This window comes from Vibrio sp. 1751, assembly GCF_033339895.1.
Classification (GTDB): domain Bacteria; phylum Pseudomonadota; class Gammaproteobacteria; order Enterobacterales; family Vibrionaceae; genus Vibrio; species Vibrio alginolyticus.
This window is the reverse complement of record NZ_JAWOVM010000003.1, coordinates 1-25,711: the sequence shown is the minus strand read 5'-3', so window position 1 is coordinate 25,711 and position 25,711 is coordinate 1. Positions and strand designations below refer to the sequence as shown.

Here is a 25,711-nt window from a genome sequence, read left to right as displayed (position 1 = left end):
AATGTTGGTAACGACTTCTTATGGCTATTTATTTAACTGAACTCGATGAAACGTTCAACTTTCCCTCACCCTATAAAGCACTCAGCGACCCCAATGGTTTGCTGGCTTTTGGTGGTGACTTAAACCCCATGAGAATCCTCAATGGTTACTATCAAGGCATTTTCCCTTGGTATGGTCCTGGTGAACCTATTTTATGGTGGAGCCCTTCTCCGCGCGCCGTGTTTGACCCATTACAGTTTAAGCCATCTAAAAGTCTCAAAAAATTTCAGCGTAAACATAACTATAAAGTAACACTCAATTTCGCGACAGAAGAAGTGATTAGACTATGTTCTTCAACACGCCCTGCAGAGGAAACATGGCTCAACGAGGAAATGCAAGCTTCCTACATTGAGTTAGCCAAACTTGGTCACTGTCACTCTGTAGAAGTATGGCATGACAACAACCTGATTGGCGGACTATATGGCATCTGCGTGGGCCAACTTTTTTGCGGAGAGTCGATGTTTAGTCTAAAAGATAACGCATCCAAAATTGCATTGTGGTACTTATGCAACCATTTGGCGTCAAAGCAAGGTCAATTAATCGATTGCCAAGTTATGAATTCTCACTTGGCATCACTTGGCGCATTTGAACTTGAGCGTGACGAATTTATGCAAAAACTACTATCTTTAAGAGAAAAGCAAACACTATTTGATGCCTATCAGCCCCAAGTTTTGCAGGATTCAGTATGAGTACGGATATACAACATATTCGAATAGGGTTGACGAATAATCACCCTTGTAGTTATTTGCCTGAACGGCAAGAGCGGGTTGCGGTGGCGCTTGATGAAAGGCTGCATACTGAAGAAAATTACCAGTTGCTCATGGCTAACGGTTTTCGTCGTAGCGGAGATACCATATATAAACCGCATTGCGAGCATTGCACCGCTTGCCAGCCAATTCGAGTCTCGATTCCAGACGTTAGACTATCAAAAAGTCAGAAGAGGCTGCTTAATAAAGCACAGTCTTTACGCTGGGAAATGAAACCTGAAATGGATGAGGAATGGTTTGAGCTTTACAGTCGGTACATCTGCAAACGGCATAAAAACGGCACTATGTACCCACCAAAGCGTGATGAGTTTGCTCGATTTGCTCAAACCAGCTGGCTGACAACGTCGTTTTTACACATTTACGATGAATCAGATCAATTGCTCGCCATTGCAGTGACAGATTTGATGCCACAATGCTCGAGTGCTTTTTATACTTTCTTTGACCCTGACTACGAGTTATCTCTTGGTACGTTAGCAGTGCTTTATCAAATTAAATACTGCCAAGAAAACAAACAACAGTGGCTATATTTGGGATATCAGATTGATGAGTGCCCAGCAATGAGCTACAAAACACGCTTTCAACGCCACCAAAGGCTAGTAAATCAGCGTTGGCGAGGGTAGAATACGCCTCAACTTTACATAATTACTATTTAGCGGCAGAATATAGCCCGCTAATATTGCCTAATTTCTAAAGAGGATTAAATGGCTAAAGAAGACGTAATCGAGATGCAAGGCACAGTCCTTGACACTCTACCAAACACTATGTTCCGTGTTGAACTTGAAAACGGTCACGTTGTGACTGCTCACATCTCTGGCAAGATGCGTAAGAACTACATCCGTATCCTAACGGGTGACAAAGTAACTGTAGAGATGACTCCATACGACCTGTCAAAAGGCCGCATCGTCTTCCGCGCTCGTTAATCTCTGATTTTCGGATGCAATAAAAAACGGAGCAAGCTGCTCCGTTTTTTATTGCACAATTTTTTCCGATTTAGTTCAGATAAAAAAGCGCACGATCTTCTCGTGCGCTTTTGCGTTTGTTACCGAATAACGATTAATGCATCGCTGTCTCTTTCTCACTTAAGTATTCAAACTCAAGCGTATCGTTGACCAGCGTTACTTTCACTGTACCGCCGTCAACTAAAGATCCAAACAACAGTTCGTTAGCTAAAGGCTTCTTAAGCTGTTCTTGGATAACACGCCCCATTGGGCGAGCCCCCATAGCTTTGTCATAACCTTTATGTGCTAACCAATGGCGAGCGTCTTGCGATACTTCCATTGAAACGCCTCTCGCATCAAGTTGCACTTGCAGTTCAACAATGAACTTATCAACCACTTGATGGATAACGCTTTCATCAAGGCTGTTAAACCAGATGATGTTATCAAGACGGTTACGGAACTCAGGAGTAAACACCTTCTTAATTTCCGCCATTGCATCGTGACTGTTGTCTTGTTGAATCAAACCAATTGATTTCTTCTCGGTTTCCGCCACACCTGCGTTAGTTGTCATAACAAGAATGACATTACGGAAGTCTGCTTTGCGACCATTGTTGTCCGTTAGCGTACCGTTATCCATGACTTGCAACAGCAGGTTAAAGATATCAGGGTGCGCTTTTTCAATCTCATCAAGTAATACGACTGAATGTGGGTGCTTAATAACAGCATCAGTTAGCAAACCACCTTGGTCATAACCGACATAACCAGGAGGCGCACCAATTAAGCGACTTACGGAGTGACGCTCACCATACTCAGACATATCAAAACGAAGTAGCTCGATACCTAGAAGCTTAGATAACTGCACTGTCACCTCTGTTTTACCAACCCCTGTTGGGCCTGCAAACAAAAATGAACCAACAGGTTTGTTGTCTACACCCAAACCTGCACGTGTCAGCTTGATCGCCTCGGACAATGCATCAATCGCATTATCTTGACCAAATACCAACATCTTCATTTTGCTATCTAAGTTTTTCAAAATGTCTTTATCTGAAGAAGAAACCGACTTCTCTGGAATTCGCGCCATTTTGGCAACCATTGATTCGATATCAGCCACTCCGACCGTTTTTTTACGACGGCTTGCAGGAGCAAGACGACTACGCGCACCAGCTTCATCAATGACATCAATGGCCTTATCTGGTAGATGGCGTTCATTAATGTATTTAGCCGACAGTTCTACCGCGGCACGCAGTGCTTTATTGGTATAACGTACTTCATGGTGAGCTTCGTACTTCGGCTTCAAGCCCATCAAGATTTTAGTTGTGTCATCTAATGAAGGCTCTACAACGTCTATCTTTTGGAAACGGCGAGACAACGCACGCTCTTTCTCGAAAATGTTGCTGTATTCTTGGTATGTCGTCGAACCAATACAACGCAACTTACCGCTACTCAAAAGAGGCTTAATAAGATTTGCTGCATCGACTTGACCACCAGATGCCGCGCCTGCACCGATGATGGTATGTATTTCATCGATGAACAAAATGGCATCTTCTTCTTTTTCAAGTTGTTTCAAAATCGCCTTGAAGCGCTTTTCAAAATCACCGCGATATTTGGTACCAGCGAGCAAAGAGCCAATATCTAGTGAATAAATCACGCTGTTTTGAATGACCTCAGGGACCTGCCCTTCGACAATTCGCCATGCAAGACCTTCCGCAATGGCTGTTTTACCAACCCCTGCCTCACCCACTAGTAGTGGATTATTCTTGCGGCGTCGACAAAGTACCTGAATAGTGCGCTCTAACTCTTTATCACGTCCAATGAGTGGGTCGATGTTTCCATCTTTAGCGACTTGATTAAGATTCGTCGCAAAGCTTTCTAGGCGTTCTTCAGAATTAGGCTCTTCAACACTTTCTGAGCTAAACGAGTCTGATGATGAATCCTCACCTGCACCTGATGCTTTAGTAATACCGTGGGAGATGAAGTTAACAATATCTAATCGGGAGATGTCATTTTTCTTCAGTAAGTAAGCGGCATGCGACTCTTGTTCACTGAAGATAGCAACAAGCACGTTGGCGCCTGTTACTTCATTACGACCAGACGACTGTACATGAAAGACGGCGCGTTGTAGTACACGTTGAAAACTCAAAGTCGGCTGCGTTTCACGCGTCTCATCACTATCTGGGATAAGAGGCGTAGTTTGATCGATGAAAATATCGAGTTCGTTGCGTAAAGCGTCAAGATCCGCCTTACAAGCTAGAAGGGCTTCCTTAGCTGCATCATTTTCCAACAATGCAAGTAGGAGGTGTTCGACAGTCATAAACTCGTGGCGTTTATCGCGCGCCCGAGCAAATGCACCGTTAAGGCTTGACTCTAGTTCTTTATTTAGCATAAGTACCTCCCGAAAAAACAACTGGGGTTGTTCGAGCAAGTCTTCTTTGTTTACGCTTGCTCCATAGTGCAAAGTAGCGGATGTTCATTTTCCCTTGCGTACATCGTAACTTGCGCTACTTTTGTTTCGGCAATTTCTGCGCTGTATGTGCCGCAGATTGCCTTTCCTTCATAGTGGACCTGAAGCATGATTTGAGTTGCTTTATCAATATCATGTGAGAAAAATCGCTCAAGCACCTCTATGACGAAATCCATAGGTGTATAGTCATCATTATTGAGTACGACATTGTACAGCTTAGGTGGCTGGACTTTCGTACTTTCTCGCTCCAGAAGATCAGAGTCCGGAGTGACCCATTCAAAATTTTTACTCATGGCAATCTAAAGATATCGTATCAAAGGGTTGATGTTTTCGACCTATAAAAACAATCTACCACAAGCATGCAGCGCGGTGTAGTGAGTTATGGCACCGAATTCGATCTTTGATCGATAAAAGTTGCTACCTAATATAGAGACTAATGCACGTCTTGATACGGCGCAAATAAAAGATGCTTGTCGATAAGTTACACATTTTTTCTTATAAAAGAACTTTCTATTTATTGCTTTCGGACTATTGCAAACCACCCCATCATCTTCTATCTGGATCACACTTCCTCATTGAGAATACGGTAATTATCACGAAAACTTCATTTTTTATTCAGTCAGAGGATTCTTCTCCCATAAGCAACACGGACAGTATGGCTTTTTCAGTATGAGCCACTTCATAGGCAAATTGACTAAACTTCTGCGTATATACGAAAAACTGTTTGCAAATTTGTTAATCTCAAAAGTGATTTGTTTTCAATTATGTTTCTGTTTGTTGCTCACTGCTATTGACTGTCGAAATTCATTGACTACAGTGGAAAGTGTCGATGCATAAATCATCATTTTGAAACCTCTCTTCTTTAAGTGGTTTGATGAATGTGACTTATCATTGATTTGACGTTTGTTGGCATTCGCTGACAATGGTAGTACCAAGTTAAAGGTATAACTTGGTTGCAGTAACAACATCAGTAAAAAATGCATGAGGGATGTAAAGCATGGCTACAGGTACAGTAAAGTGGTTTAACAATGCCAAAGGATTTGGGTTTATTTGTTCAGATGAAGAAGAGGGAGATATCTTTGCCCACTACTCAACTATCCAGATGGACGGTTATCGTACACTGAAAGCAGGCCAACAAGTCTCTTACGAGATTGAAAAAGGTCCCAAAGGCTGTCACGCGAGTAGCGTCGTGCCTCTTGAAGGCCAAGCCAAATAATTAGAGCGCTGTCGAAATATAAAAATATTGCTCTCGAAACGCCACGTTGATGTTTTGAAGAGAAAAATAAACCCGCCAAGATAGCGGGTTTCTTACTATTTAGAGCACGTGTTACAAAAGGAACACTTACAACGCACTTACAGGATAGGAAACACGCCGAAAACGACGTGTTTTTACACTAACTTACTTGTTAATGATTGCGTTAAAGGTTTCGCTTGGACGCATCAATTTAGAAACCAATGCATCGTCTAATAAGTAGTATCCTCCTAGCTCACCTTTCACGCCTTGCGCATTATTTAGCTCAGCAACGATCGTTTCTTCCTGCTCTGACAGCGCTTTTGCAATTGGTGCAAATTCAGCAGCAAGATCCGCATCATCCGTTTGCTCTGAAAGCGCTTTCGCCCAGTAAAGTGCAAGATAGAAGTGGCTTCCACGGTTATCTAGCTCACCCACTTTGCGTGACGGAGATTTGTTGGTGTCTAAAAACTCACCGGTCGCTTTATCTAGTGTATCTGCTAGAACCTGAGCCTTAGGATTGTTTGTCGCTACACTTAAATGCTCTAACGAAGCTGCAAGCGCTAGGAACTCGCCCAAAGAATCCCAACGAAGGTGATTCTCTTTTTCTACTTGTTGAACGTGCTTAGGAGCAGAACCACCAGCGCCTGTTTCAAATAGACCACCACCATTCATCAATGGAACAATAGATAGCATCTTAGCAGACGTACCTAACTCTAGAATTGGGAACAAGTCTGTTAGGTAGTCACGAAGAACATTACCTGTAACAGAGATAGTATCTAGGCCCGCTTTCATACGCTCTAGTGAGTACTTACAAGCTTCAACAGGAGATAGGACCTTAATCTCTAGACCGTCAGTATCGTGATCTGGTAGGTAGGCGTTTACTTTCTTGATGAGCTCAGCATCGTGCGCACGGTTTTCATCTAGCCAGAATACAGCTGGAACACCTGTTGCACGTGCGCGAGTCACTGCTAGTTTAACCCAATCTTGGATTGGTGCGTCTTTAACCTGACACATACGGAAGATATCACCTTCTTCAACCGCTTGCTCTAACAGTACGTTATCTGAAGCATCAACAACGCGAACAGTACCCGCAGCATCTAGAATGAATGTCTTGTCGTGAGAACCATACTCTTCAGCTTTCTGAGCCATTAGACCAACGTTAGGTACGCTACCCATAGTGGTTGGATCAAATGCGCCGTGCTCTTTACAGAAATCAATAACCGCTTGGTAAATACCTGCGTAGCTACGATCTGGAATCATCGCTTTGGTGTCTTTTTGTTTACCATCTGGTCCCCACATTTGACCCGAAGAGCGAAGCATTGCTGGCATAGAAGCATCTACAATAATGTCACTTGGTACATGTAAGTTTGTGATACCACGATCAGAGTCAACCATCGCAAGTTCTGGTTGAGTTTGGTAAACCGCTTGAATGGCCGCTTCAATTTCTGCTTTTTGCGCTTCAGGTAGAGACTCAATTTTTGAGTAAACATCACCGATGCCATTGTTTACATCAACGCCTAGCTCTTCAAACAGCTTACCGTACTTATCGAAAACGTCTTTGTAGTAAACTTTTACGGCATGGCCGAAAATGACAGGGTCAGAAACTTTCATCATCGTCGCTTTCATATGAAGAGACAGCAGCACGTCTTGCGCTTTCGCTTCAGCAATCTCTTTCTCGAAAAATTCAACCAACGCCTTCTTCTTCATTACTGAAGTATCAATGACTTCTTTATCTAGTAATGGGAACGCAGACTTAAGCTCTTTAACTGTACCATCATTACCGACAAACTCGATTTTGACCTCTGTTGCACCAGAGATAGTTGTAGACTTTTCGCTACCAAAGAAGTCATTGTCTGACATGCTCGCAACATGAGACTTAGATTCTGCTGACCATGCACCCATTGAGTGTGGGTTTTTCTTCGCGTAGTTCTTAACCGAAGTCGGAGCACGACGGTCTGAGTTACCTTCACGAAGTACTGGGTTAACCGCACTACCTTTGATTTTGTCGTAAGCCGCTTTAATCGCTTTCTCTTCGTACGTGCTCGGCTCTTCTGGGTAGTTTGGTAAATCGTAACCTTTCGCCTGAAGCTCTTTAATCGCCGCTTTAAGCTGAGGAACTGAAGCTGAAATGTTAGGTAGCTTGATGATATTTGCTTCTGGAGTTTGAGCTAGTTCACCAAGCTCAGTCAACGCATCGCCAATGCGCTGTTCTTCTTTTAGATGCTCTGGGAAGTTAGCGATAATTCGACCTGCTAGTGAAATATCACGAGTATCTACATTGATGCCAGACGATGCTGTGAATGATTGAATGATTGGTAGTAATGAATAAGTTGCTAGCGCCGGCGCTTCATCAGTGATGGTGTAGATAATTGTAGGTTTTTCTGTAGGCATGAAATTTCCCTATTTTTTAATCAACTTGTTGGCTGATCAACTCAGCGTCTGAGTTGGTTTAATTGACGCATTGCTGCACGTTAGCAGTACATGTCTCCTCACTAACGCCACATGCGGTTCGCACTCTTTGTTGTAGTTTGAAGCTCTAAGCTCTGAATCCATGAGTGCACTGATATAATTAAACAAATAACACGAATTAGTCTATCATTCTGTGCGCGTTTGTTAGTTTTAGGCGCGCAAATCATATCCGATCATGAGAAAACTTAAAACTTTCAAACACAGTTCATTTACATTTTTGCAGGGTAGTTAACATGTCATCTCGTACAGGTCAGGAAAAAGGTCGCAGTCGTAACCAGTCTAAAACGGGCCATTTTAAACACTCAGGAGCTCGCAATGGCTCGAAGACTCGTACTCAGCAAGACCGCCGCCCTAATCGCCCAACAAAAAGCCAAAAGCCAAAAGTGGCCCCTAAAGATCGTAAAGTCATTATTTTCAATAAGCCTTACGATACGCTCAGTCAATTTACCGATGGCGATGGTCGCAAAACGTTAGCGGACTATATCCCAATCAAAAATGTCTATGCGGCTGGCCGATTGGACCGAGACAGCGAAGGTTTGATGGTACTCACTAACGATGGCATCTTGCAGGCGAAGCTAACGCAGCCAAAGTCAAAATCGCCGAAGACTTATTGGGTTCAAGTTGATGGCGATCCTCAGGAGCAAGATCTTGAAAAATTGAGAAAGGGAGTAGAGCTAAAAGATGGTATGACTCTACCGGCCGAAGTTGAAGTAATTCCAGAACCACAAGTCTGGGACAGAACCCCTCCGGTCCGTTTTCGAGCAAATATCCCTACAACTTGGTTAGCCATTACCATTATTGAAGGAAGAAATCGTCAGGTACGTCGCATGACTGCGCACATTGGCTTCCCTACTTTGCGCCTCATTCGTCATTCGATGGGTGATATCGTCCTTAACAACCTAATGCCTGGTGAATGGAGAGAAATCTCTCTCTAATAAGCAGAAAAGATAAAAGCAGGCTTAAAGCCTGCTTTTTAGATTCGTACTTTTTCAGTTAAGCCCTATCTAATGAACTAAGGGATTACTGCTCAGCAAGCCAGTTTTTAAATGCCTCTTTTTCCGCCGGAGACGCTTTCTGGTACATCGTCTTTAATACATCAACCATTGGGCTGTCGTTCGATGCGGCTGTTGAACGGGTATCACTAGTCTCAACTCGAGGCTCGATATCACTTACTGATTGTTGATGCTGATTCACAGTTACATAACTAACGGCAACACTCGCGATACCGCCAGCAATATTGTAGTTGCGAGATTCTTGAGGGTAATTACGACCAATTTGAACACCATCTGACTCTAATACATCTTCGACCAAAGCAATAGGTTGGCCTTTGGTATCCAGTAATTGCCAATCTAGAGGCGAGATGTTGTTTTGCGCTTGGCGAAGAGTTTTAAACTCTGGCAGTTCAAACGTTAGCTTTTCGTTTTCAGCATCAAATTTAGCAACGATTACATCACTGTAAACCGTCTTAAGGTTTTCGTTAATTTCGAATGTAGGTTGATATTTGAAGACAATTTGATTCGTTCCGTCAGGTAGTTCGATTGTCTTCTCACTAGAAAAAAGACCACCTTCTAGATCTGGCTTCTCCATGTTGACGGCCAATAACTTCACGTCTTCTGGAACCACTAAAGTCGTTGCAGCGTAGAGGTTTGTACTGGCAAAAATAGACAGTGCCATTGCCACTTTTAATGATAACTGCATAGAATTTTTCATCCTTATCTTCATAGTAAAAGACCCAGCATATAGCTGGGTCTTACAATATCAAACTGGGTATTGATTACCAGTAGAAACGAGCACCAACACCGAAGTTAGTTGCGTCGTCTGTGTCTTTGTTGTCGAAGTCAGTACCTTCGAAAGTGTAACCCGCTTCTGCGAATACACGTGCCCATTTAGAGAACTTGTATTCAACACCAGCGTAGAACCAAGAAGAGTCTGCGTCTACTTTACCTGCTTCGTCAGTAGACTGAGCTAGGTACTCGTAACCAGAGTATAGAGTTGTTTTAGGAGCAACAGCGAACATACCAGCTACAACGATGTAGTGTGAATCAACTGTTGATTTACCTAGCTTATCTTCGTTTTCGTTGTAGTAGTACGTAGCACCTAGAGTGTGCTCGTTTAGTGCGTACTCAGCAGTTACTTCAAAAGATAGGTTTTCGTTATCAGTACGCTCTGTGTGAGAAACTGTTTGCTCTACACCATTAAGAACTAGTTTTTTCTCTTTAGTTACGTTGATGTCGTTGTTCGCAGTAAGTACACCAGCGTGTAGAGATAGGTCGTTGAAAGATTTACCAACGAATACTTCTAGTACTTCTTCGTTAGAATCTTTTTCGCCTAGCGCGTAACCAGCTTTTAGCCAGAACGCGTCATTTTCGTAAGCGTATTTGATTTGAGAATCGTTGTTCCAAGCGTGACCGTATGCAGTTTCCGCTGCGTTACCACCGAAGAAGTAAGAGTAATCTGCGAAGTATACGTCATCAGCCCAAGTACCTTCTTTACCGAAGCGAAGAGTACCCATATCACCCATATCAAAACCGATGATGTGGCGACGTACGTATACAGAGTCATCTGTACGCTCGCTTGAATCAGCACCTGCGTCGTAGTTGTCACCTAGAGCAACACCGATTTCAACTTCACCCAGAACTTTTAGGCTTTCGTCAACAACGTAAACCGCGTTCACACCAGTACGAGAAGAGCTAGTGTTTAGCTCTGCTGTGTGATCAGTTTTTTCTGTGAATAGAAGAGTTGGACGTAGCTGACCGTAGAAATCTACAGAACCTTCTTCAGATTTGAATACTTCAGCTGCGTTCACTGAAGTTGCAGACGCAACTACAGCTAGTGCTAATAGAGTTTTTTTCATAATTAATCCACTGCCTTTTCTTAGTTCGGGATATCCTTGTCCGGTTCCCTTTTTTTATATGTTTGAGGTAGAGCGTTAACAAAACGTTATACAGCACCTCCTCAAAATCTGGAGCTAAGAGTGCAAAAGATTATTCTGGCTGTCAAATTTTCTAAATACCAATGTAAAAAAAACAAAATACCATTATAAAACAACAACTTGATAAGTTTACCTTTATTTATTCGACGAACATCTAACCAATCTCCATTATTATTTGTAATTTACAAAATTATTAACAAATGGTTTTTTAATCCAATAAGTAAATTTAAAAAAACAAAAAAAAAAGAATAAAAACCCACAAATCAGACCAAGTTGGAGTTTTATATTTTTCACATAATGAAATTAATTTCATTAAGATTAGGTTCAATATTTTTTTGTGAAGGAGATCTACATTCCTTATAAAAGCATTCCGTTTTGTGAACTACTGTACAACTAGTGATGTGTGCTACTATTCGCCTCCAACGCATTTGAGGCCCGTATGCTGACCAGTAACATTCAAAAATCGATTCGTAATAGCTATCAAAACCTTCAAGATCAACTTGATAACTTTGTGCCTAGAAGAGCACAAAACTACCTTGTTGCAGAGATTGCAAAAACGCTGTGCGGTCAGTATCACAAATCTAACCGAATACTCGTTGCAGAAGCAGGGACTGGAATTGGTAAATCGCTCTCCTATCTAATGGCGACCATTCCCGTGGCTGTACATAACAATAGAAAAGTGGTTATCTCAACGGCGACCGTCGCTCTGCAAGAGCAGCTCATAAATAAAGACCTCCCTCTTTTTCGTCGGATTACCGACCGAGAGTTTTCTTTTATTTTGGCAAAAGGCCGTCAACGCTATTGTTGTACAGAAAAGCTCGCGACTGCTAGCGGTGCTGATGGTGGCCAGTTAGCCATGTTTGAAACCAAACCTAAGCAAAAAGATATAGAGCTGTTAGAAACAATGCATCGCTCTCTTGCGCAAGGTAAATGGGACGGTGACCGTGATTCTTGGCCTAAACCCATCGACGATAAGCTTTGGCAACTGATTGTCAGTGATAAACACAGTTGCAATAACAGTTTACCTGGCCACCGCGGCTGCCCATTCCAAAAAGCGCGCTCAGAGTTGGATAAAAACGATGTCATCATTGCTAACCACTCTCTCGTCATGGCAGACGCAGATTTAGGTGGCGGCGTGATTTTACCTGAGCCAGAAAATACAATATACGTCTTCGACGAGGCACATCACTTACCTCACGTCGCTCGTGACCATGCTTCAGCATCTGCGAGTTTAAAAGGCGCGGCAGCATGGCTTGAGAAGTTAAATCAGTCGATTAGTAAGTTTTCATCACTCGCAGACGAGAAACGCGTAGCTCGATTTCGCAACGACCTTCAAGACTCGGTTCAGAACTTGATACCGGCACTGACTCAATTGCCCAAACAGTTCGACCCAGCTCAATTTGAAGAGGGTGTCTACCGCTTCGAACACGGTGAACTACCTGAGTGGCTAGAGAACCAATCCAAAGAACTAAAACAGTTCAGTAAAAAAGCAAATCAGAGCGTGGCAAAAATTGCCGACCTTATTGCGGAAAGAGTAAAAGACGGGGAGCTTGCGACAAGGTTGGCTGAACCAGCGCTTGCAGAGCTCGGTTTCTACATTCAAAGGTTAGAAAACCTAGCGCAAGTATGGCATTTAATGGCAGAACCAACTCGTGAAAAAGGTGCGCCTTTAGCTCGCTGGTTAGAAACCCACCCCGATCGCGAGGGTGATTTCATTGTGAGTGTTTCGCCACTTGAAATTGGATGGCAACTCGACCAACAGATTTGGAGCAGATGTATTGGCGCCATTTTGGTTTCCGCAACGATGCGTGCATTAAACTCTTTCCATTACTTTTGCCATCAGGTTGGTATTGATGGAAAACCAGAATCAGGCACTCAGTTTTTAGCGCTTGCGTCACCATTCGATTACCAAAACCAGGCAGAATTACTCATCCCTGCGATGAAATATGAACCACCAGCGCCTCAATTTACTGAATATCTTATTGAGATCTTGCCTAAGTACTTGGAAGACAAGAAAGCCAACTTAGTATTATTCTCATCCTATTGGCAGATGAACCAAGTCGCGAAGGCACTCTCTTCGGAGTTCATAAAAAAAGGCTGGGCGTTGCAAGTTCAAGGTGAAAGCTCACGTCAAGAAATTCTAAAAAAACATAAAAAGCTAATAGAATCAAATAAAACCAGCGTCTTATTTGGTACTGGCAGTTTCTCTGAGGGACTAGACTTACCTGGCGAATTACTTGAAAACTTGGTGATTACAAAAATTCCATTTGGCGTTCCAACCTCCCCTGTTGAGCAGGCTCATTCCGAATACATTGAGAAAAAAGGAGGAAACCCGTTTATGCAAATAACTGTACCAGACGCAAGCAAAAAGCTGATCCAGAGCGTAGGTCGCTTACTGCGTAAAGAGAGAGATTCTGGTAGAGTAACGATTCTTGATCGACGCCTAGTCACTAAGCGATACGGACAAGCCTTAATCGACTCACTACCTCCATTTAAACGTAAAATAGAATATTAGAAGAATCACCATTTATGGAAATGATTGAGCCAACCATGCTGTTGGTGTTGGCGCTTGTCGCTTTTGTCGCAGGATTTATTGATGCAGTTGCCGGTGGTGGTGGCATGCTTACCGTACCTGCTCTACTTTCGCTAGGCTTGCCGCCTCATATTGCACTAGGCACCAATAAACTTGCCGCTACCTTTGCTTCTTCTACTGCAGCATTTACGTACTACAAAAAACGTCTATTCAAACCTCAATGCTGGCGGCGTGCATTCGTGGCAACACTCGTCGGAGCGACATTAGGTACGCTATTTGTAGATGCGATTAGTACGGATTGGCTGGAAAAAGGATTGCCGCTTGTTATTTTGGCGGCAGCGTTGTATACCGTTTTTCATAAAACACCCCACTCTGCTCATCAAAGTCCAATACCCGAGCCTTGCCCAAAACTTCATAAAAAACAGTACATGCAAGGCTTATCCATAGGATTCTACGACGGACTCGCAGGGCCTGGAACTGGGGCTTTTTGGACAGTAAGTTCAATGGCCCTGTACCGGCTGAATATCTTGCTCGCCTCTGGCTTAGCAAAAGCAATGAACTTTACCAGTAACTTTACCTCTTTGATCACTTTTGCATTCCTCGGACATATCAACTGGGTGCTAGGCTTAACAATGGGAGTATGTTTAATGGCTGGTGCTTTTGTTGGCGCGCACTCCGCTATTAGATTTGGTTCTAAATTCATTCGTCCTGTATTTGTTACTGTCGTCAGCATACTAGCTATTAAATTGGCTTATGACGCATGGTTTGTAGGTTTGTCATGAACATTTCTCAACTCCAGGAAAATCTAGAACAAATGGCGAAGCAAGCCGCTGTTCTTGACCGTCAAAGAGGCGAACATCATGTTCCGCTTTTTGATGAGCGTTTATTTGGTTGCCGCTCTCGCTTACTTACTCCTTGCGTAAAAGAAGCAAAAGCCACGCTGGATGCGATTGTGCGTGAGCAAAATGAAGGTAAGCTCACCGCTTTGCGTGCTGAGTACCTCACTGAACGGTTAGTGGCGCAAATCGGTGCGATTCAACGCGAGATTTCTACCACTAAAATTCGTAAGAATGAAATCAAACATAGCAGCCATTTCCGTAAGCCTATCAACGTGCTTTATCAGGAGCTCGCTCAACATCAAGAGTGGGCAAGACGCTTGCGCGAGATGGTGTTAGAAAAAGAACGTGCTGTCGAAAGCGCTCCTAGTTTTATGCGTGCCGACGCTCAAAAAGTATTACTAGCAACCGAGCAACGTTTAGCGCGTTGTGAAGCAGCACTTCTTAAGCTAGAGAACCAAATTACACATAGGGAAAAACATCAATAATGGCTGATCAACCAACCTCGCCTTTAGATGACGCACCTGAAGAGATCAAACTGGCTGTCGATTTAATCTATTTGCTTGAGAGCAATGAGATAGATCCAGAAGTTGCGCTTAACGCTTTAAAGATCGTGCAAAACGACTTAGAAAACAAATTAAAAGCAAAGTAGCTCAGAGCGTTTCACTCCTTTCACCGAGACTCGTTTTCAGTGCTCTTACACAATGATACTATTCATACAAAAGTACGCCCCAAAAAGGATAAATAATGAAAGTAATCAGCTTTAACATCAATGGACTACGTGCGCGACTGCACCAACTCCAAGCGCTAATCGACAAACACCAACCTGATGTGATTGGTCTTCAGGAAATTAAAGTTCACGATGAAGCATTCCCGATTGAAGCTGTCGAAGCCATGGGCTACAAAGTGTATTTTCATGGTCAAAAAGCACATTACGGCGTAGCAATGCTTTGTAAGCAAGAGCCTCTACACGTACAAAAAGGGTTCCCGACGGATAACGAGGAACATCAAAAGCGCATGATCATGGCAACGTTTTTAAATGAAAACGGCGAAAAGGTCACTGTGCTAAACGGCTATTTCCCTCAAGGGGATAACATCAGCCACGAAACCAAATTCCCATACAAGCGCCAATTCTATAAAGATCTGATGACCTACCTAAACGATCATCACAATAACGACGAGCAATTGATTGTTATGGGTGACATCAACATCAGCCCTATTGATGCAGATATCGGTATCGGCGAGCCAAACCGTAAACGTTGGCTAAAAACAGGTAAATGTTCATTCCAACCTGAAGAGCGCGAATGGTTGAAAACCTTACTAGACTGGGGCTTTGTGGACACCTTCCGTAAGCTATACCCAGAGGTGAACGATCAATTTTCGTGGTTTGACTACCGTTCTCGCGGTTTTGATGATAACCGTGGCCTACGAATTGATGTCATTTTGGCAACCCCTTCTCTAGCGGAAAAGTGTATTGAATCTGGTATCGACTATGAGCTTCGTGGTATCGAGAAGCCTTCAGATCACGCACCAATCTGGTCAACATTTAAGTAATATATTGCAAAGCTATAAGCGAGACTCAACGCTAAGCTTGTCCAATAAAAAGGGAGACTCAGTCTCCCTTTTCATACAAATTACCAGTTAATCACTGATTCAGCGGCCAAACCGTTTGACCATCAATAGTTATCGGTGTTTGAGCAAATTCGTTCAGACAGTAGCCTGTATTACTACTTGCAAAGTAAGTGAGCGGCATCGGCGGTAGATTCAGCGCCACAACCTGCTGTTTCGCTTTTTCTGTGAACGAGAACCCCCACATATCGAGATAGTTAGTCATATCTCGCTGAGAAATGTAGCTCAGAGCAATAAGCAACCAGTCGTTGTTCGAGATGCTATTTGCTTCTTCCCGAGAGTAGTTGGCGAAACCAATACTCAATCGTCTCTCATCCCAAAGCGCATCGTCCGATTTTAAGCGGTTAAACTCACGTTCAATCAGGTGCAAGCGCGCCAATAAATGCCAACCATTTTTAAGCACACCTTCATGCTGCGCCGCCATCATCATTTGAATGTAAACACGAGCGCCCCAACCCCAACTGGTTTGATTTTGCGCAGCCATGTATGCGTTTGGATCCGCTTGAGTTCGGCTAGCTTGCAATAATTCAAACTGGCCTTTGAAATCCAAGCTTTGGCAAGTTGAAACTTTCCCCGTATTCTGGAAGAAACGAGACTTACTATAATACGAGTAGTAATTGGTCGTTGAATGCCCTTCCCAGCCTGAAAATCGGAATCGACCTTTTTCTAAACCATGGCCAAGCTCATGTAAATCACCGTGACCGAGTGGGCTGAATGACCAGTAAGCATCGTAAGGGTTACCCGAACAACCATAACCACACGTCGCTTGGTCAGCGTTCATGTGCTTAACTATATCAATATTAGCGATTTCCCAACCTTGATTTTTGGCATACTGGATAATTTCCGGAACCTCATCGATACCCGGCCCTTGGAAACCTGCCAGCACATGCGGGTAGTTGTGAACATATTCTTCTGTTGCAAGCGCCATTTCCGAAGGGGTAGACCACATTTCATCGTTGACCGACTCCAACATTTTGTCGCGCTTTGAGTGTACTTCAAACCCAGGAGTGATCAGCTCAGCCCAATCGAATAAATTGGCTTCTAACTGTTGAATAAAAGCGTCGTTGTCCTTCTCACTTCTCCAAACTGGATGCTGTGCCACATGATTAAATTTCAGTTCAACCGGAACATCATTTTTGTCAAAGTGAACCTGTACTGGACCACCATAAGGAGAAGTCAGCGTGATGGTTTCACCCGGCTTCACTTCATAGCCGAATGAAGTCAGCAGTTTTGGTCGTGTGTATCCATCTTTGCTGAACTCATGAGTTGCACCACTTCTTAAAGTGTTGATGACAATCTTAGTCGCCACATCATTGCTGTCATTACGTTTAACCGTAAAGGTTTCCCCAGGAAGCGCATACACACCAGCCGAACGGAAGTTACGCTTTGATTCCATATTAATCGTTGCACTGATTCTCTTTATTTCAGGGCTAAACTCACTACGGCTGAAGTTCCCCATATTTGGTTGTTTTGGGTTTACGCTTCGGCCGTTGTATTGCACGTAATCGGCAAAGTACGACTTTAGGAATTCGGTCGTTTGGGTTGACTGTTTGTCCATCGGGAAGACAACCGTTTGACGATAATGATCGGCCAGCAATACCATGAGTTTTTCGTATTGGTAGCCGTTTTGATTAAACAAATCTACTTTTTGTTCATCAAGCTTTTGCAACCAATGGCGAATGCTGTTTGCCCCTGCATAAAATTGACTGTCCATATTCGCAGTGTCAGGGCAGGATTTGTCATCACACTTTGACAAGTCAACGTTGAAATTTTGAGATTCAAAACGAGACAACAGCGCTTGTTGTGTGATGACAGAGTCCGGCACAACGTTCATCAACGATGAAGGTTCCCAGTCGACCAAGCCTAACTTACGCCAATAGTTATCTCCCACATAATCAACATGGAATTTTTCCAAAATGTCTTGGCCAAGTTCAGTTAGTCCTCCATCCCAATGCAGGTATAGAACAGGAATTTGGGCTTGCTTAGCGTATTCCAAAGCTTCGAGTACTGGTTTGTTGGTATCTCCAGATTGCAGATGCTGTGACAAGATCAATAAGTTTGGAGTATTGGTTTGCAAGCAGCTAAGTAGCTTCGAACCATCGCATAGGTTGGCCTCGTTAAACGCCAACTCTTGTGAAACATTGTCTTTCAGCCAATTCCGAGTCGCTTGCTCATCCGGAAAGTAATAAGACTGATCCATTTGCGCGATGACGACGTTTGAAGTAACTCCGCCCGACAACCAAGTGACCAGGTTACTTAACCATTTCGTCATCGCTGCGTTGGAAGAGTCGGGAAAACGTTGTGCCGTTCTAAATGGGTTACTACCTAATAGTGCGTAACGTTGACCATTAGACTTTTCCCCGGCAACGCCAATTGACAGCGCTTGATCTTTGTAACCGCTTGCCATGGCCTTATTGGTCATCAAGATGGTGTCGTTGAAGCCATACTGAGGTGCCAAGATCGCGGCATCATGGGTTGGATCCCAATAAAGACCTGAAAGGCTTTTCGCAATTGCAGATTTGATCGTATTCGACTGCATCTTGTGAGCTTCCACAACCTGATGACTTTTACGAATGAAATCGCTCGGGTCAGAAACGAGCAGTGCATTACCCGTTTCCAGAGCTTGTTGAACTGGAGCTGGCGTTGGTTTTACTTGAGCATTAGGTTGTGATTCTCCCTCTCCCCCACCACATCCTGTGGCTAAGGCGGCAATGCCCAACGATAGAGTTGTTTTTTTCATTTTTACTTACTAAACAATGAGTTTACCGAATGTTAATGTAAGTTAATGAATAATAAGAAAGAGTCTTTTATATCGGCTGGAAAAATAGGAATGAAGATAACAAAATTATCAAAAGCAATAGCACCCATTCCGGTGCTATTGCCTCTATTGATAATTAGCTTAAAGGACGTAGATAAGCTAAGAAACGCCTCTCTGCCACTTTGAAACACCACAAAATCATAAACGTCAGTGCCATGTAGAACAGCCCCGCCGTCAGGAAAGACTCAAATGGTGCATAGTAGCGCGAGTTAACTAGACGCGCAGCACCAGTTAAATCCATGATGGTAACGATGCCCGCGACTGCACTTCCGTGCAGCATAAATATGACCTCGTTGGAATAAGCTGGTAATGCTCGACGCAATGCACTCGGCAAGATAATACGTCTGTATGTCATAAACTTACTCATGCCATAGGCTTTCGCAGCTTCCACCTCACCTTTCGGCAAACCATTAATCGCACCACGAATAATTTCTGCGGTGTAAGCCGATGTATTCAGAATAAAAGCGACCAAAGCACAGAACCAAGCGTTCTCCCACAAGGTATCTTTCACAGGGAAAAACTGATCCATGCCGTAGTAAATCAAATACAGCTGAACCAATAGCGGCGTTCCACGGAAAAAGTAAATGAATCCCCAAGAAGGTAAGCTTAGAGCGTAATTGGTACTATTGCGTGCCACGGCTAATGGGATAGAGACACACAAGCCAATAACCAACGCTAATCCCACTAACCAAACTGTTGTCCAAAGTCCCTGAAGATAAGTTGGAAAGCTTTCAATAATCAAAGAAAAGTCCATAACTTACCTCGCATGAATACTGAACTTACGCTCAACAAGCTTGAGTAGCCCGGTCGAAACGCTGGTAAAAAATAGAAAGATGAGCGCGACAGCCATGTAAAAGGTGAACGGCATTTTGGTCGTACCTGCTGCCAATGAGCTCATTCTCACCATGTCATCCAGACCAATAATGGAAACTAACGCAGTGGTCTTAAGTAACACTAACCAGTTATTACCAAATCCAGGTAATGCATGACGAATCATCTGAGGAAGCAAGATTCTTCTAAACGATAAAGCAGAGCTCATCCCATAAGCTTTCGCCGCTTCTAATTCACCCTTGTCCACCGCCATGATCGCTCCACGAAAAGTCTCCGCCATGTAGGCGCCAAAGATAAAACCAATCGTGAGTACACCAGCAATAAATGGGCTGACATCAATATAATCAGGTAAGTAAGACGTCCATTCATGGTTTGGATCACTCGAGGCAAACCACTCGTTGAGCGTTTCGTTAATGGAGTAAAGGCTGTTATTTAAAAGTATTTGTCCACCAAAGAAAATCAGCATCATCAGAACCAAATCTGGAATACCGCGAATGACGGTGGTGTAAAGAGTGGCAATCGCCCTTGCCCATTTGTAAGGTGCTAACTTAGCTAATGCGCCAAGCATGCCTAAGACCATGGCGAGAATGAGTGAAAGCACTGCAACTTCTATTGTTACTAAAGCTCCTTTCAAAATCGAAGCTTCGTATCCTTGTAAATCTAGCATAGGTGAGTTCCTAATCCCTAAACTCAAAAAATCGACCGTTGACTACTTCTAGGAACAAGCCAACGGTCGCTTAATTACGGTTTATTCACCGTACACATCGTAGTTAAAGTATTTACCAGCAATTTCTTGGTAAACACCTTTCTCACGTAGTGAAATAATTGCTGCGTCGAGTTTCTTCGTCAGATCTTTGTCTTGTTTACGAACAGCGATACCCATACCTTCACCAAACCATTTTGGATCGGTTAACGACGGTCCAACAAACTCATAAGCTTCGCCACCTGCTTTGTTGATCACACCCTCTTCTAGAGCAGACGCATCACCTAAAACGGCAGCAATTCGACCATTTTCTAGATCAAGATACGCTTCATCAAAAGAGCCATAACGCACAATTTCAACATCATCGCCGTAGTTGTCAGTTAAGTACTTGTCATGTGTCGTCGCACGTTGCACGCCAATTTTGACATCTTTAAGATTATCAAAATCTAGACCCGCACCTTTCTTAGCGATAAATTTATTTGGAATTTGTGCGTACTTGCCAGTGAAATCGACTTTTTTCTTGCGCTCTTCAGTGATAGACATTGCTGCGATGATGGCATCGTACTTACGTGCAAGCAGAGAAGGAATAATACCATCCCAATCTTGAGCGACGATTTTGCACTTCACTTGCATCTCTTCACAGAGTGCATTTGCCATGTCTACGTCAAAGCCTTTTATTGAGCCATCAGTTTCTGTCCAGCTAAACGGAGGGTAAGCACCTTCGATACCAAAGCGAACTGTTTTCCATTCTTTCGCTTGGGCAACACCTGATACTGCCGTTGCAGCAATCGTTGCTGCTAATAACCACTTTTTCATTTCCATACTCCTGTGATTGCTATTTTATTTCGTTTTGTTTGTTGTGTTGGCTTAGGAGGCAATAGTCTGCCGCCTAACAAATATTAGTAAATGGATGAGATAAACTGCTGTAATCGTTCTGAATCCGGGTTTGTAAATAGCTTAGCTGGATTTCCCTGTTCTTCCACTAAGCCTTGATGTAAAAACATCACATGGTTTGATACGTCACGTGCAAACGCCATTTCGTGCGTGACCACCAGCATAGTTCGCCCTTCATCTGCCAAATCTCTCATTACCCCCAGAACTTCTCCTACAAGTTCTGGGTCAAGCGCAGAAGTTGGCTCGTCAAACAACATCACCTCTGGGTCAACTGCTAGCGCACGGGCAATAGCTGCACGTTGCTGCTGGCCGCCAGATAAGTGCCCAGGGTAATAATCTTTACGCTCATACAAGCCTACTTTCTTAAGCAAGACTTCTGCATTTTCAATCGCTTGAGCTTTTGGCACGCCTAGGACATGAACAGGCGCCTCAATCACGTTTTCTAGTACGGTTAGGTGAGACCAGAGGTTGAAACCTTGGAAAACCATTGCCAGGCGTGAACGAATACGTTGGACTTGCTTTTCATTAGCAGGAACAGATTCACCTGCTCTGTTGTTCTTCATTTGGATTAATTCACCATTTACCCAAATTTCGCCCGCGGTAGGCGTTTCTAGCAAGTTGATACATCTGAGAAAGGTACTCTTACCTGAGCCGGAAGAGCCAATGATGGAGATAACATCTCCTTTGTGCGCGGCAAGTGAAATGCCTTTTAAAACTTCATTTTGTCCAAATGTTTTGTGCAGGTCTTTTATATCTAGCGCTGGTACATCATTCATGCGCCCTACTCCCTGTGTTTTTGTCACTGCAATTAAGGGACTCCGCCCTCTCTAATTCGGAACAAATTAGCACCGCCCCTTGAAACTTGCAACAAATTATTAACCTAAATAATTCGAATAGAAAGATACGATAGACAAATTAATATGCAATATATAGCAACATATTCTTCAAAAGTTGAATATTAAATATAAAAAAGCCCCTTTCAAAGGGGCTTAATAAATTTACAAAAGTGTTAATTGAAACCTATTCGAGGTCGCAATGAATTAATTAAAACGACTGACTACCAACGAGTTTGAAGTACGTAATGTCACCTCATTTTCTAAGCCTTCTTTTTCAGAAGTAATGATGCCATCTAGGTCTTCATCTAGTTCAGGCTCTGACGCTTCACCATTGGAGAAGAAGCTCATGAAAACTTTAGAATCAATATTACTATCTTCATTCACTACTAAAGCAGTGCGATTAAAATCGTCCGAAGCTGAAACCTTCAAACCGTTAACGGCCGATGTTGGGAAGTTGTAGTAATGCAATTCAGGAACAACAACAGAATCACTATCACTTGTTGTGAAAATGCGATGTGTGACTCTGTAGTCGCCTGAAGTTGCAAAGTAAGCGACACGAGTAAAGCCTTCAGTAGACGATGTTAAGCCCATGTCCAGATCAATCACGGACTCTGCACTTCCTTGCGTTGATACACTTGGTTTTGTGTTCGGCAGGTTATCAATATTTAAGTAAGCACTCGGATCAACGTCAATATCCCATCCGTCAGAGATCGTTTCGTTAAGTAGAGACTCCCAACCATTAACTTGATTCTCTGAGAACGCCATGTATACCCAAGTTTCTTTATTCGTTGCACTAGGGCGATTATATTCAACGGCCGTTTTATCCAGCTTCAACGCGTCATATGCAAAGCCGTTAGTAACAAAGCCAATGTTAAGCGAGTCGTAAGTATAGTCAGAAGACGAATAAATGTTTGACGTATTATCCGCTCTAACTAAGGCTATCTCACCAGTTCCCCACGAACCAATACCATATTGGTAAAGCGCTTTGTCGCTTGAACCTGATTCATACTGAAACAATGCCGTTGGTTCACCTTTAAGCCCCATCAGTTCATCAGTAGGCAACATATCAGGGTTCGGAGACGTGAAAATATCGGTTTGCGAGACAAAGTTGTAATCTCCGCCACCTGATTCAGCGTTTCGGTAATCTAAGTTAGTAAACTTATTGCTTGCTAAGTTACCGCCAGTAAAGCATTTGTTCAAAGAGTCTCGGTTTAGTGCAAAAGTAGCATTACGTAGTTTCTTATCTTGCAAGAACTCTTTTGAAAACGTGTTTACGCGAGCTTCTTTGCCGTTAAATTCTATTGCTTGAAACGTTACAAAGCCGCCGTCAGGGATATCTTCAAGATAAAACTTAAAGTTATCAGTGGTAGGTTTGATAATGTCTCCGGATCTTTTGCCATCGGCATCAGAGTAGTAACCGATAACATAGTTGGTCACTTGCTCTTTTGACGCTGCACTATAGGTTAAAACCGTTTTATCGCCGTTCAGCTCAGTTTTGTGGTCATATACAGTACAACCTTTCGTAGTTGCTTCACTTTCAGTCATTGTTGCTGGTATAGCAAAATCAAAAGTAAACGCAGTTTTCGGCGCTGCACCACCGCCACCGCCGCCACCGCCGCCGCAACCGACCATTAACCCTGAGATGATTGCCACTAGTGGCAGTACTTTAAGCTGTTTCATGTCTTTTTCCTAAACTGAGCGGCAATGATTAGCCAAAAAATTGTCTTTGCTCTGTCCAAAGCAAGAATAAAGCCAGCTTTATATAATCATCGTGAATATTGACATTTAATCTGCATCTCGTGCAAAAGGACAAAAAGTTCTAATTTTATGCAACTTGTGTAATGAAATTACACAAGATCTCCGCATCTCATTCGCATGCCAGAAACTTTCTGTAGTTTTATTTCACAACCATTCTTAAAGTGATCTAAATCAATCACCCTAAATGGCTATCTTGCTAGACTCCTGCCAAAAGATGAGGCTTTTTTTGTGCCTCAACACAATAAGTTATTAGCTATGCTTAGGCACAGTGTCGACGTGTAACAAATCTAACAATAGCTAGCATAAGCGTGCCCGCAGGATGCGGATTAACACAATTGAATGAAGAATTCATAACTTTTAAATATATGAGGAATCTATGTCAGACGCAGTTAACAAAACGCACTCTGATTCAGATATCGAGACCAAGAGCTACCGTGAGCTTCATCGTCCAGCATCTGAGTTCGCAAGCCGTTCAGACTACCTAGACCACGAACTACAAATCATGAAGCCACGTCGTTTTGGCTTGAACTTACCAGGTCGTGACTTCCGCTTTGAGCTTGAAGACCTTGTTCCAGCACTTGCTGGTACTATCGGTATTATCGCAATGTACTCTGCGGTAATGATGTCTTGGGCTGAAGGTCTTACTGCAGCATGGGACCACGTAAACTTAGGCAAGGACTTTGCTATCGAAGTTGCGCGTGTAGAAATGCTCATCCCTGCACTTCTTTTCTGTGTACTTGCCTCTGGTTTTATTAACCCTAAAGCCAACCTAGCAGGCAACCACGGCCCAATGATCCCTCTTATTGGTACCATCGCTCTTGCTGGTGCTCACCCTCTTGCATTAGCAATTCTCATTGGTGTGTTTGGTTTGATTTTGAGCCTCTTAAAAGGTGGGTCAAAACTGGTTAACCTCACCTCTGAAGGTACGGCTGGTGGCCTTCTTATTTTCCTAGGTTTAACCGGAACCATGAGCCAAATTAACTCTATTCAAGCTTGGGCTGTTGGTTTGCAATCCGATACGGTTGCCGCTGGTAGCATGGGTTACATCGGTCTGATTGTTCTTGCGGTTACCATTGGCTTATACGCGTTCCTTGCTAAAGTGAACAAACGCTGGCTAGCGATCCCTGTTTGTGCCTTCACTGGGCTTGCAATCGCACTGGCTCTTGGCGCAGGCTTCGATATTAAATTCGTAACCGAGACAGGCCTTCCAAACCTAAATCCAATCTACTGGTGGGGTTCAACAGAAGAAGGTTGGATGCTTGGTCTTCCTAATATGGAACACTTCATCGCTTCACTACCATTCGCCATTCTTGCGGTAGCAATGTGGTCACCTGACTTCTTGGGTCACCGTATCTTCCAAGAGATGAACTACCCACGTAAGAGTGAGAAAGTGCTGATGGACGTTGATGACACAATGACAATGTGTTCCGTTCGCCAAATGGTCGGTACTGCAGTGGGTGGTGGTAACATCACATCATCTTGGGGGACTTACATGATCCCTGCTGCAATCGCGAAACGCCCTATTCCTGCTGGTGCCATCTTACTAGGCTCTCTATGTATTATTGTTGCAATCCTTGGTTTTCCTATGGACGTTGCAGTATGGCCTCCAGTTATGCGCGTTGCTCTTCTCGTTGGTGTATCTCTACCACTGCTTGAAGCTGGCATGCAGATGGTGAAGGACTCGAAAGACTCACAAGCAGCAGGTATCTGTATCTTTGGTTCTGCCGTTGTTAACCCAGTTCTAGCTTGGGCACTAACTATGCTTTTAGATAACAACGGTTTAATTGGAGATAAAGAGCGCGCGTCTCGCCTATCATTTGTAGACAAGATTGTGATCCCAGTAAGCGTACTTGTTATCTGTTTAGTTGCTATGCTTGCAGTTGGTATGCTTGAAGGCCAGTATGGCATCCAAGCTTGGCTATAAGCTAGCAGTCTAGAAATTTGTGGGTAGCGCTCGTCGCTACCCCATTTTTATCGAGATTTTTGAGGATTTATTGATTTAGTTTAAGGTTTGCAAAAAAATTTTAGTTTAA

Annotated in this window: 22 protein-coding genes; 11 read left to right on the top strand and 11 right to left on the bottom strand. The window is 43.3% G+C overall.

The genetic code is table 11. The features are described from left to right. Window positions 1-20 precede the first annotated feature (20 nt). From aat to infA, 3 genes are all read left to right on the top strand, one after another. On the top strand, window positions 21-728 hold the full coding sequence (gene aat / locus R7041_RS02045) for a leucyl/phenylalanyl-tRNA--protein transferase (RefSeq protein WP_005387881.1): 708 nt from the start codon (window positions 21-23) through the stop codon (window positions 726-728). Continuing rightward, on the top strand, window positions 725-1,426 hold the full coding sequence (locus tag R7041_RS02040) for an arginyltransferase (RefSeq protein ID WP_005378346.1): 702 nt from the start codon (window positions 725-727) through the stop codon (window positions 1,424-1,426). The genes aat and R7041_RS02040 overlap by 4 nt, the downstream gene beginning before the upstream one ends. An 81-nt stretch (window positions 1,427-1,507) precedes the next feature. Continuing rightward, window positions 1,508-1,726 (top strand): translation initiation factor IF-1, encoded by a 219-nt coding sequence (gene infA, locus R7041_RS02035; RefSeq protein ID WP_001040192.1) that lies wholly within the window; start codon window positions 1,508-1,510, stop codon window positions 1,724-1,726. A gap of 133 nt (window positions 1,727-1,859) precedes the next feature. Here the strand turns inward: infA and clpA are convergent, their stop codons facing one another. Beyond that, complete coding sequence (clpA, locus tag R7041_RS02030) at window positions 1,860-4,127, bottom strand: ATP-dependent Clp protease ATP-binding subunit ClpA (RefSeq protein ID WP_005387879.1); 2,268 nt, start codon at window positions 4,125-4,127, stop codon at window positions 1,860-1,862. A gap of 50 nt (window positions 4,128-4,177) precedes the next feature. Beyond that, window positions 4,178-4,498 (bottom strand): ATP-dependent Clp protease adapter ClpS, encoded by a 321-nt coding sequence (gene clpS / locus R7041_RS02025; protein ID WP_005378419.1) that lies wholly within the window; start codon window positions 4,496-4,498, stop codon window positions 4,178-4,180. Window positions 4,499-5,202: 704 nt separating this feature from the next. Here clpS and cspD point away from each other — a divergent pair. After that, the gene (gene cspD, locus R7041_RS02020) at window positions 5,203-5,421 is read left to right on the top strand and encodes a cold shock domain-containing protein CspD (protein ID WP_005378407.1); all 219 of its coding nucleotides are present in this window, start codon (window positions 5,203-5,205) and stop codon (window positions 5,419-5,421) included. Between the two features lie 183 nt (window positions 5,422-5,604). Here cspD and R7041_RS02015 read toward each other — a convergent pair whose 3' ends face one another. Further along, a complete protein-coding gene (locus tag R7041_RS02015; protein WP_064367983.1) occupies window positions 5,605-7,830 on the bottom strand; it encodes an NADP-dependent isocitrate dehydrogenase in 2,226 nt (741 codons plus the stop codon). Between the two features lie 311 nt (window positions 7,831-8,141). Between R7041_RS02015 and R7041_RS02010 the strand changes: the two genes are divergently transcribed. Then, window positions 8,142-8,843 (top strand): pseudouridine synthase, encoded by a 702-nt coding sequence (locus R7041_RS02010; protein WP_064367982.1) that lies wholly within the window; start codon window positions 8,142-8,144, stop codon window positions 8,841-8,843. 85 nt (window positions 8,844-8,928) lie between these two features. Here R7041_RS02010 and R7041_RS02005 read toward each other — a convergent pair whose 3' ends face one another. Both R7041_RS02005 and R7041_RS02000 read right to left on the bottom strand, forming a co-directional pair. Further along, on the bottom strand, window positions 8,929-9,606 hold the full coding sequence (locus tag R7041_RS02005) for a DUF2057 family protein (RefSeq protein ID WP_017634732.1): 678 nt from the start codon (window positions 9,604-9,606) through the stop codon (window positions 8,929-8,931). Window positions 9,607-9,682: 76 nt separating this feature from the next. Next, window positions 9,683-10,762 (bottom strand): porin, encoded by a 1,080-nt coding sequence (locus R7041_RS02000; RefSeq protein ID WP_005378424.1) that lies wholly within the window; start codon window positions 10,760-10,762, stop codon window positions 9,683-9,685. 517 nt (window positions 10,763-11,279) lie between these two features. Here R7041_RS02000 and dinG point away from each other — a divergent pair. The 5 genes from dinG to xthA all read left to right on the top strand — a co-directional run bounded on the left by dinG (window position 11,280) and on the right by xthA (window position 15,763). Beyond that, window positions 11,280-13,355, top strand: a complete 2,076-nt coding sequence (gene dinG / locus R7041_RS01995) for an ATP-dependent DNA helicase DinG (protein WP_064367979.1) — start codon at window positions 11,280-11,282, stop codon at window positions 13,353-13,355. A 14-nt stretch (window positions 13,356-13,369) separates the two neighbouring features. Beyond that, window positions 13,370-14,155, top strand: a complete 786-nt coding sequence (locus R7041_RS01990; RefSeq protein ID WP_005387866.1) for a sulfite exporter TauE/SafE family protein — start codon at window positions 13,370-13,372, stop codon at window positions 14,153-14,155. After that, window positions 14,152-14,697, top strand: a complete 546-nt coding sequence (locus R7041_RS01985) for a primosomal replication protein (RefSeq protein WP_005378431.1) — start codon at window positions 14,152-14,154, stop codon at window positions 14,695-14,697. The genes R7041_RS01990 and R7041_RS01985 overlap by 4 nt, the downstream gene beginning before the upstream one ends. Then, window positions 14,697-14,861 carry a pleiotropic regulatory protein RsmS gene (rsmS, locus tag R7041_RS01980; protein ID WP_005378432.1) on the top strand — a complete coding sequence of 55 codons (165 nt, stop codon included), beginning with the start codon at window positions 14,697-14,699 and terminating at the stop codon, window positions 14,859-14,861. The genes R7041_RS01985 and rsmS overlap by 1 nt, the downstream gene beginning before the upstream one ends. A 95-nt stretch (window positions 14,862-14,956) precedes the next feature. Next, window positions 14,957-15,763 (top strand): exodeoxyribonuclease III, encoded by an 807-nt coding sequence (gene xthA, locus R7041_RS01975; protein WP_005378433.1) that lies wholly within the window; start codon window positions 14,957-14,959, stop codon window positions 15,761-15,763. A 91-nt stretch (window positions 15,764-15,854) separates the two neighbouring features. On the opposite strand, the gene R7041_RS01970 is transcribed toward xthA, so the two are convergent. The 6 genes from R7041_RS01970 to R7041_RS01945 form a co-directional block, all read right to left on the bottom strand. Continuing rightward, entirely contained in the window at window positions 15,855-18,578 is a 2,724-nt protein-coding gene (locus R7041_RS01970; protein WP_064367977.1) for an ImpA family metalloprotease, read from the bottom strand. 154 nt (window positions 18,579-18,732) lie between these two features. After that, the gene (locus R7041_RS01965; protein WP_053303243.1) at window positions 18,733-19,410 is read right to left on the bottom strand and encodes an ABC transporter permease; all 678 of its coding nucleotides are present in this window, start codon (window positions 19,408-19,410) and stop codon (window positions 18,733-18,735) included. 3 nt (window positions 19,411-19,413) lie between these two features. Continuing rightward, a complete protein-coding gene (locus tag R7041_RS01960; protein ID WP_005378436.1) occupies window positions 19,414-20,154 on the bottom strand; it encodes an ABC transporter permease in 741 nt (246 codons plus the stop codon). A gap of 81 nt (window positions 20,155-20,235) precedes the next feature. Then, complete coding sequence (locus tag R7041_RS01955) at window positions 20,236-21,006, bottom strand: ABC transporter substrate-binding protein (RefSeq protein ID WP_005378437.1); 771 nt, start codon at window positions 21,004-21,006, stop codon at window positions 20,236-20,238. An 83-nt stretch (window positions 21,007-21,089) separates the two neighbouring features. Continuing rightward, window positions 21,090-21,860 carry an ABC transporter ATP-binding protein gene (locus R7041_RS01950; protein ID WP_005378438.1) on the bottom strand — a complete coding sequence of 257 codons (771 nt, stop codon included), beginning with the start codon at window positions 21,858-21,860 and terminating at the stop codon, window positions 21,090-21,092. Between the two features lie 264 nt (window positions 21,861-22,124). Beyond that, window positions 22,125-23,600: a hypothetical protein gene (locus R7041_RS01945; protein ID WP_017820023.1), complete on the bottom strand. Its 1,476-nt coding sequence runs from the start codon at window positions 23,598-23,600 to the stop codon at window positions 22,125-22,127. 454 nt (window positions 23,601-24,054) lie between these two features. Between R7041_RS01945 and R7041_RS01940 the strand changes: the two genes are divergently transcribed. Further along, window positions 24,055-25,602 (top strand): DUF3360 family protein, encoded by a 1,548-nt coding sequence (locus tag R7041_RS01940; protein ID WP_005378441.1) that lies wholly within the window; start codon window positions 24,055-24,057, stop codon window positions 25,600-25,602. Window positions 25,603-25,711 lie beyond the last annotated feature (109 nt).

Bases quoted from the DNA above. Each gene is read 5' to 3' on its own strand.
- R7041_RS01960 (WP_005378436.1), bottom strand. From the start codon at position 20,154: ATGCTAGATTTACAAGGATACGAAGCTTCGATTTTGAAAGGAGCTTTA.
- R7041_RS01990 (WP_005387866.1), top strand. From the start codon at position 13,370: ATGGAAATGATTGAGCCAACCATGCTGTTGGTGTTGGCGCTTGTCGCT.
- R7041_RS01940 (WP_005378441.1), top strand. From the start codon at position 24,055: ATGTCAGACGCAGTTAACAAAACGCACTCTGATTCAGATATCGAGACC.
- R7041_RS02040 (WP_005378346.1), top strand. From the start codon at position 725: ATGAGTACGGATATACAACATATTCGAATAGGGTTGACGAATAATCAC.
- R7041_RS02015 (WP_064367983.1), bottom strand. From the start codon at position 7,830: ATGCCTACAGAAAAACCTACAATTATCTACACCATCACTGATGAAGCG.
- rsmS (WP_005378432.1), top strand. From the start codon at position 14,697: ATGGCTGATCAACCAACCTCGCCTTTAGATGACGCACCTGAAGAGATC.
- R7041_RS01945 (WP_017820023.1), bottom strand. From the start codon at position 23,600: ATGAAACAGCTTAAAGTACTGCCACTAGTGGCAATCATCTCAGGGTTA.
- R7041_RS01965 (WP_053303243.1), bottom strand. From the start codon at position 19,410: ATGGACTTTTCTTTGATTATTGAAAGCTTTCCAACTTATCTTCAGGGA.
- clpA (WP_005387879.1), bottom strand. From the start codon at position 4,127: ATGCTAAATAAAGAACTAGAGTCAAGCCTTAACGGTGCATTTGCTCGG.
- aat (WP_005387881.1), top strand. From the start codon at position 21: ATGGCTATTTATTTAACTGAACTCGATGAAACGTTCAACTTTCCCTCA.
- dinG (WP_064367979.1), top strand. From the start codon at position 11,280: ATGCTGACCAGTAACATTCAAAAATCGATTCGTAATAGCTATCAAAAC.
- infA (WP_001040192.1), top strand. From the start codon at position 1,508: ATGGCTAAAGAAGACGTAATCGAGATGCAAGGCACAGTCCTTGACACT.
- cspD (WP_005378407.1), top strand. From the start codon at position 5,203: ATGGCTACAGGTACAGTAAAGTGGTTTAACAATGCCAAAGGATTTGGG.
- R7041_RS02000 (WP_005378424.1), bottom strand. From the start codon at position 10,762: ATGAAAAAAACTCTATTAGCACTAGCTGTAGTTGCGTCTGCAACTTCA.
- R7041_RS02005 (WP_017634732.1), bottom strand. From the start codon at position 9,606: ATGCAGTTATCATTAAAAGTGGCAATGGCACTGTCTATTTTTGCCAGT.
- R7041_RS01955 (WP_005378437.1), bottom strand. From the start codon at position 21,006: ATGAAAAAGTGGTTATTAGCAGCAACGATTGCTGCAACGGCAGTATCA.
- R7041_RS01970 (WP_064367977.1), bottom strand. From the start codon at position 18,578: ATGAAAAAAACAACTCTATCGTTGGGCATTGCCGCCTTAGCCACAGGA.
- R7041_RS02010 (WP_064367982.1), top strand. From the start codon at position 8,142: ATGTCATCTCGTACAGGTCAGGAAAAAGGTCGCAGTCGTAACCAGTCT.
- R7041_RS01950 (WP_005378438.1), bottom strand. From the start codon at position 21,860: ATGAATGATGTACCAGCGCTAGATATAAAAGACCTGCACAAAACATTT.
- clpS (WP_005378419.1), bottom strand. From the start codon at position 4,498: ATGAGTAAAAATTTTGAATGGGTCACTCCGGACTCTGATCTTCTGGAG.
- xthA (WP_005378433.1), top strand. From the start codon at position 14,957: ATGAAAGTAATCAGCTTTAACATCAATGGACTACGTGCGCGACTGCAC.
- R7041_RS01985 (WP_005378431.1), top strand. From the start codon at position 14,152: ATGAACATTTCTCAACTCCAGGAAAATCTAGAACAAATGGCGAAGCAA.